Origin of the sequence: Brucella sp. TWI559 (assembly GCF_039674265.1) — a bacterium.
GTDB lineage: Bacteria > Pseudomonadota > Alphaproteobacteria > Rhizobiales > Rhizobiaceae > Brucella > Brucella chromiisoli.
The window spans coordinates 1-5,741 of the sequence record NZ_JBDJNE010000045.1; the positions used below are offsets into that span (position 1 = coordinate 1).

Consider the following 5,741-nt stretch of genomic DNA (forward strand, 5'->3'; position numbering starts at 1 on the left):
GCGCAGACCCTGCACTAAATTTAAAGTTCCGGGCCCGCGCACGCTAAACCTTGCAACCTAAAGGAGGGGTACTTTTTGGACGCCGATAAGGGGTCCCGTTTAAACGCCGATAGACACCAGATTTTTGACAAGAGGGCGCGAGATCAAAATGCTTGCTGAAACAGGGATCACCAAAGGAAGCCTGCGTGCAGGAAGCATGCATCTTTGCATCGACATGCAAAAACTGTTTGGAACCGGAGCGCCGTGGCATGTGCCGTGGGCCGAGGCAATTTTGCCCAACATTGTCAGTGTTTGCGAGATGTGTGCCGATAAGACAATCTTCACGCGCTTTATCCCACCGAAGTCCCCACAGGATGCCGTCGGCGCCTGGAAACGCTATTACCGCAAATGGCAGAATGTAGCGCTCGAACAGCTTGACCGCTATCTGCTTAAACTCGTTGAACCCTTGCAACGCTTCGTCCCGCCCGCCCATGTTCTGGATAAGGACGTCTACTCGCCGTGGACGCAGGGTGTACTACAGAAACTCCTCTACAAAAAACGTATTCACACCTTAATTGTCAGTGGTGCGGAAACCGATCTCTGCGTGCTTGCGACCCTTCTTGGCGCCGTGGATCGTGGCTATCGCGTTATTCTGGTGACAGATGCCGTCTGCAGCACCTCCGATTCCGGCCACCATGCGATCCTGGCTCTCTGTCAGCAAAGACTGGCAGAACAACTGGAACTTGCGTCGACGCAGGAACTGATTGCGGCGTGGTAACCCACAGCATCACCCCAATGATCGCAACGCGCATGCAATCAGATCTTGGTGGATGTTGGTGGATACCGGGCGCCTCATCGACCGAGCGCTCGCATGAGTTGATCAACGGTCTTTCATGTTATCGCAACCGCTCAAGCGTGCCAGGGCGCTGTTCCACCCAACGCACCAAGATCTGTTTTACGCATGTCCTTATCCCATCGGAGCGGGATCAGAAATCAGTCCGGTGGACAGATGTCGCCGCGAAGGCGTAATGGCATCAAACCGATTTCGCTTTTGCTATGACAGGGCCGGCTGACCCGGACTGTCAGGGGGCGGCGGCGTTTGCTCCGGCATCGGAACATCGGGCGCGGGATCGGGACGGTCGGGAATATCAGGTCCGAGCGGTTCGGGAAGAACATCTGGCTGCTGCTCAGGCACTATCGCCGGGGGAATATCGGGGATCTCCGGCGGCTGTCCGGGTCGCGGTGAATTGGAAGGATCGCTGTTGGCCTGCGAGAGGGATCGTATCGTCATGATTTTCTCCTCAGTTTTCTCAAAACCCCAACCCCTTGCCAGTTGCTTTGTTCCAAAGGAAATTAACCGCTGCCCCAGCGCCTCGCATCGCAGCATGTGCGGTGCATGGCGGTCTGTTTACGCTGCCCTTCCATGGCCAGTCTGTTGATGACGTTTCCCCCCCGGCTTCGGTCGGGCGAGCTGTGTCAGGCGTTCACCCAACACTGTTGCGTTCCGCAGACGGCATGTCGGCGCAGGTTATGTCGAGCGAAAAACACCCACAATATTCAGGGATCAATATAGCTCACCACACGCAGCTTCAGGTCGTGTTTGCGCGGATCAATCGCAAAAAACAGGGCGCCGGAGGCCTGCGCTTCCGATGCGACATAATCGAACGTCGCAGCGGCCTGTTCCGCGCCGCCCTGCTGTTGGCCCAAGGTTGCGACAACGCGCACCTGCGCGGCACTCGTTCCTGTCAGGTTGAAAACCGAGAAAGCGACGCGATAGCCATTTTCGACCGCAGTATAGCCCGTCACTTCGACACGGAAATCGGCTTTGTCTGGTTGATATTGATAGCATTGATACCCCAACCAACCGAGCAGTGTGGCAATTAGCAAAGCGGAGAGGCCACCCGCAAGCCACTCGCTCCAGTGGACTTTAACGGTCGCTGGTTCAGACTTTTTTTCGTTGATGCGCTCATTCATGTCGCTGCCTCATAAAACCAGACGGGCCGAGGCCGCACCAATCGCCGAAGGAAACGACAACACAATGATCGTCGTCACCATTTGCGCGACAGAGGCGTCATCCAGCCGTTCAAATGTCCATAATGTGTACGCACTGGTCGCAAATGCCAGTACATAGCCCGGCAGCGTGAAACGGATCAGAGAACTCCACCACGGCGCCCCGTCTTGCACGCGATGACCGCCTTTGAAATGAACGCTATAAACAAAGCCATGCATGATGGCGATCGACAGAAGCACGATCAGCGCTGTCTGACCCGGGACAATGCGATAAGCGATCAGGATCATTTCCTCGGTGGGGGCGACATTCAACCCCAAAAAAATCGCTCCCACGATCATCATGAACAATTCGTTGAAATAGCCGCTCTCTCCATCATATTCTCCAACCTCTTCATCATCCTCTTCCGTCCGCATGCCAAGTTGGCTGCGTCCCAGCAAGGCGCCAATGCTGGCCGGGACGGCTTGCAGGGCAGTCATCGCGATCCTGTGGTCTGGCGGTATTTGGGTGCTGAACAGTCCAAACAGCCAAAGGATCATTCCGCTCAGCACAATACCGAGCGCGAAGGCGATGGCCGCATCGCGCAGCGTCTGTGACCACGAGGACATACGCTCAAAACCGATGCGGTAGGCGAGCCCGGTCAGCAAGGGGATGTTCAACAGGCAGAGCAACAACAACCGCATAGGATTGGCGTAAAGACCGAGCTCCCACATTTCCATGGTCATCAGCATCGGCAGGGCAAATAACAGCGCACCGCCCAGACCGCGCGCCAGACCTGTAAAAAAATCGGGGTGGATATTGGAGGAAGGAATGGTTGACGTGGAACGCATAATTAACACCTCATCATCGCGACCAGACACATCTGAAACTTCGGCGCCTGCAACATGTTCCCGGTCGACCCTTCCTATGCATCCCATCAAGAATTCTTTGGCCAGGTGGGAGTTTTTTTGGGAACTTAACCCCTACCCCGGAGTTGGGTAAGTGTAGACATTTCATCAGTGGAGAAAAACCATGAAAATCAGCGTTTTAGCGCTTGCTGGCGCTTTCCTTGTCGCGCCGTCTTTTGCCTTTGCACAGGATAGTGGTGCCACTTCAGCGGAAACCCCGGCAGTCTCGACCCCTGACAGCAACAACCCGGATGCACCCGTCAAGGGTGCCAACAGCTTCACCGAAGATCAGGCCAAGAGCCGTATCGAAGAAGCAGGTTATAAGGATGTCACCGCTCTGAAACTCCGTGACGATGGCGTCTGGGAAGCCTCGGCGATGAAGGGCACTGAAAAGCTGGAAGTTCAGCTTGATTACCAGGGCAATGTCACCAAGAAGGCAATGTAATCTCGTCCCCCATCACAAAAAAATCTTCATGAACAAGGGAGAAGAATATGCGAACTGTAACTGGACTTTTTGATAGCTATTCCGCGGCGCAAGACACTGTTGCGCGTCTGGAGAGCGCGGGCTTCCCGTCCGACGATATTTCGATCGTCTCCCATCACAATGAAAAAGAAAGCAATGCCGGCTCTGGAGCGGGTGTTGGCGCCGGTATCGGTGCCGCCGTGGGTGGTGCTGGCGGTCTTCTCACCGGCCTCGGCATCATGGCTATTCCGGGCGTCGGCCCCGTGGTTGCTGCCGGCTGGCTCGCAGCCACCTTGGCTGGCGCTGTGGGTGGAGCCGTGGTTGGCGGTGTGGCGGGCGGCCTGATTGGTGCGCTCACCGAAAGCGGTGTGTCGGAAGACGACGCGCATGTTTACGCTGAAAGCGTGCGTCGTGGCGGTTCCTTGGTGACTGCGCGCGTCGCCGATGAACGCGCTGCGGAAGCTGATGCCATCCTGGCCGGCACCAACAGAGTTGATGTTGCGACGCGTCGCAAACTCTACACCGAGGAAGGCTGGCAGCGCTTTGACGCTGATGCTGATCCTTATACGCCCGAGGAAATCGAGCGCGAACGTAATCGTTACCTGTAAGTGAGTCAGCGGGCGAAAGCCCGCTTTTTTCCTATTGGAAGAAATGAAGTGAATTTCCATTTCTTCCTCATTCGCAAAGGAAGAGACAATGTCCCATAATCCCACCCTCCAAGATCCGCGAACCCTTTACCCCGCCCCACCCTTCCCACAACAACGTCAGGCAAGACCCGGCATTGCCGCAAAGATGCAACCTGAGCCTGATCACGGCGAAAAATCCTATCAGGGCTGCAATCGCTTGGCCCGACGACGCGCTCTGATCACTGGCGGCGATTCCGGCATTGGGCGCGCCGCAGCAATCGCTTTTGCCCGCGAGGGCGCCGATGTGGCAATATCCTATCTCCCGGAGGAAGAAGAGGACGCGCAGTCGGTCATCGCGCTCATCCGCGCTGAAGGCCGCAAAGCCGTTGCCCTGCCCGGGGATATCAGCGATGAGGGCTGGTGCCGCGATATGGTTGCTCAGGCTGCGCGCGAGCTCGACGGGCTCGACATTTTAGTGATCAATGCCGGGCGGCAGCAGTTCCGTGACGACATTTCCAAGCTGTCGAGCGCGGATTTCGACAAAACCCTGAAGACGAATCTATACGCGCTGCATTGGATGGCTCAAACCGCAGCCCCATTGCTGCCCGCCGGTGCTGCTGTGATCACGACCGCATCAATTCAGGCATACCAGCCCTCCGAGATTCTGCTCGATTATGCCACAACCAAGGCCGGAATCGTCGCCTATACCAAAGCGTTGGCCAAACAATTCATCAAAAAGGGCGTGCGTGTGAACGCAGTCGCTCCCGGACCCGTCTGGACCGTGTTGCAGCCTTCTGGTGGACAACCCGACGAGAAGGTCGTGCATTTTGGTGCAGACAGCGACTTCGGTCGACCCGGTCAACCCGTCGAACTGGCTCCCATTTACGTGTTCCTTGCTTCCAACGAGGCGAGCTTCATCAATGGAGAAGTCTATGGCGCCACCGGGGGTAGGGGCATCGGCTAAATCCCTCTCCCATGGGAATCTGGACTTCCCCTTCAAAAATGGAGGGCTTCTGTTAGACGTAAGCGCTAGTTTCGCCGCACCCGTTTTGGTGAAGATCAGGTGTTTTGGCTCTGACGATCGTCAAGTTTTTGAAGTAGCGCGTCAGCAGAAGGCCATTGGTATCGCAGCAGCTCGACAGTAGGGTTGCCCCATCGCGATACATCACGCTTCTCGATGACTGTGCCATTGAGCTTTTCGTATATGGCAACGGCATTTGTGTTTTTAGCAAATACAAGCAAATGAACTGGCAATTTTTGACGCTCGCTATCAAAAGCTGCGATCGCTTGCTTAAGAAGCGACTTCGCCACCCCACGCTTCTGATATTCCTGCGAGACGTATAGATTATGCAGATACGTACCGTGCTCCTTCTCTTCATTGAAGACGAAGCAGCAAAACCCAGCGATTTCCTGGCCCTGCATGGCTACAAAAATAAGTTGGTCGGTATTCGGCCCAACGAACCTCTTCTCCCACAGCTGTCTTTTTTCAAGCGGAAGTTCATTATCCAGATAATTTTGTGGCAAGACACCGGCGTAAGTGCTTTTGCTCATCACCACATGAAGATCGATAATCATTTCGATATCTGAGACTAATGCCCGACGATATTTCAGCATAAGATTGTAACCCGTCTAGCAACTGTATCTTTCATGGTTTCGGAAGCAGCCATTTTTGACGTTTTCTACATAGTGCGTTAGCAAGGGCAACCAATTTTCGGGCAACGGCTGTGACGATAACCTTGTGCGGTTTCCCGGCTTTTCGCAAACGATCCGCGAAGATC

8 protein-coding genes are annotated in these 5,741 nt (G+C 55.2%); 4 read left to right on the top strand and 4 right to left on the bottom strand.

What is annotated here, in order from left to right; translation table 11 throughout:
* The first annotated feature begins 148 nt into the window (after positions 1–148).
* The gene (locus tag ABE530_RS19270) at positions 149–757 is read left to right on the top strand and encodes a cysteine hydrolase family protein (RefSeq protein WP_499695672.1); all 609 of its coding nucleotides are present in this window, start codon (positions 149–151) and stop codon (positions 755–757) included.
* Between the two features lie 276 nt (positions 758–1,033).
* On the opposite strand, the gene ABE530_RS19275 is transcribed toward ABE530_RS19270, so the two are convergent.
* The 3 genes from ABE530_RS19275 to ABE530_RS19285 form a co-directional block, all read right to left on the bottom strand.
* Entirely contained in the window at positions 1,034–1,270 is a 237-nt protein-coding gene (locus tag ABE530_RS19275; protein ID WP_499695673.1) for a chitin-binding protein, read from the bottom strand.
* 266 nt (positions 1,271–1,536) lie between these two features.
* Positions 1,537–1,953, bottom strand: a complete 417-nt coding sequence (locus ABE530_RS19280; RefSeq protein ID WP_151095745.1) for a TIGR02588 family protein — start codon at positions 1,951–1,953, stop codon at positions 1,537–1,539.
* Between the two features lie 9 nt (positions 1,954–1,962).
* Positions 1,963–2,817 (bottom strand): TIGR02587 family membrane protein, encoded by an 855-nt coding sequence (locus ABE530_RS19285; RefSeq protein WP_499695674.1) that lies wholly within the window; start codon positions 2,815–2,817, stop codon positions 1,963–1,965.
* Between the two features lie 181 nt (positions 2,818–2,998).
* On the opposite strand from ABE530_RS19285, the gene ABE530_RS19290 reads away from it, so the two are divergent.
* The 3 genes from ABE530_RS19290 (at position 2,999) to ABE530_RS19300 (ending at position 4,927) form a co-directional block, all read left to right on the top strand.
* Entirely contained in the window at positions 2,999–3,319 is a 321-nt protein-coding gene (locus ABE530_RS19290; protein ID WP_499695675.1) for a PepSY domain-containing protein, read from the top strand.
* A gap of 47 nt (positions 3,320–3,366) precedes the next feature.
* The gene (locus tag ABE530_RS19295; protein ID WP_499695676.1) at positions 3,367–3,945 is read left to right on the top strand and encodes a general stress protein; all 579 of its coding nucleotides are present in this window, start codon (positions 3,367–3,369) and stop codon (positions 3,943–3,945) included.
* Between the two features lie 88 nt (positions 3,946–4,033).
* Complete coding sequence (locus ABE530_RS19300) at positions 4,034–4,927, top strand: SDR family oxidoreductase (RefSeq protein ID WP_499695677.1); 894 nt, start codon at positions 4,034–4,036, stop codon at positions 4,925–4,927.
* 95 nt (positions 4,928–5,022) lie between these two features.
* Here ABE530_RS19300 and ABE530_RS19305 read toward each other — a convergent pair whose 3' ends face one another.
* A complete protein-coding gene (locus ABE530_RS19305) occupies positions 5,023–5,577 on the bottom strand; it encodes a GNAT family N-acetyltransferase (protein ID WP_499695678.1) in 555 nt (184 codons plus the stop codon).
* Positions 5,578–5,741: the final 164 nt, after the last annotated feature.

Coding starts and splice junctions, on each gene's coding strand:
- ABE530_RS19280 (WP_151095745.1), bottom strand. CDS start 1,953: ATGAATGAGCGCATCAACGAAAAAAAGTCTGAACCAGCGACCGTTAAA.
- ABE530_RS19270 (WP_499695672.1), top strand. CDS start 149: ATGCTTGCTGAAACAGGGATCACCAAAGGAAGCCTGCGTGCAGGAAGC.
- ABE530_RS19290 (WP_499695675.1), top strand. CDS start 2,999: ATGAAAATCAGCGTTTTAGCGCTTGCTGGCGCTTTCCTTGTCGCGCCG.
- ABE530_RS19295 (WP_499695676.1), top strand. CDS start 3,367: ATGCGAACTGTAACTGGACTTTTTGATAGCTATTCCGCGGCGCAAGAC.
- ABE530_RS19275 (WP_499695673.1), bottom strand. CDS start 1,270: ATGACGATACGATCCCTCTCGCAGGCCAACAGCGATCCTTCCAATTCA.
- ABE530_RS19285 (WP_499695674.1), bottom strand. CDS start 2,817: ATGCGTTCCACGTCAACCATTCCTTCCTCCAATATCCACCCCGATTTT.
- ABE530_RS19300 (WP_499695677.1), top strand. CDS start 4,034: ATGTCCCATAATCCCACCCTCCAAGATCCGCGAACCCTTTACCCCGCC.
- ABE530_RS19305 (WP_499695678.1), bottom strand. CDS start 5,577: ATGCTGAAATATCGTCGGGCATTAGTCTCAGATATCGAAATGATTATC.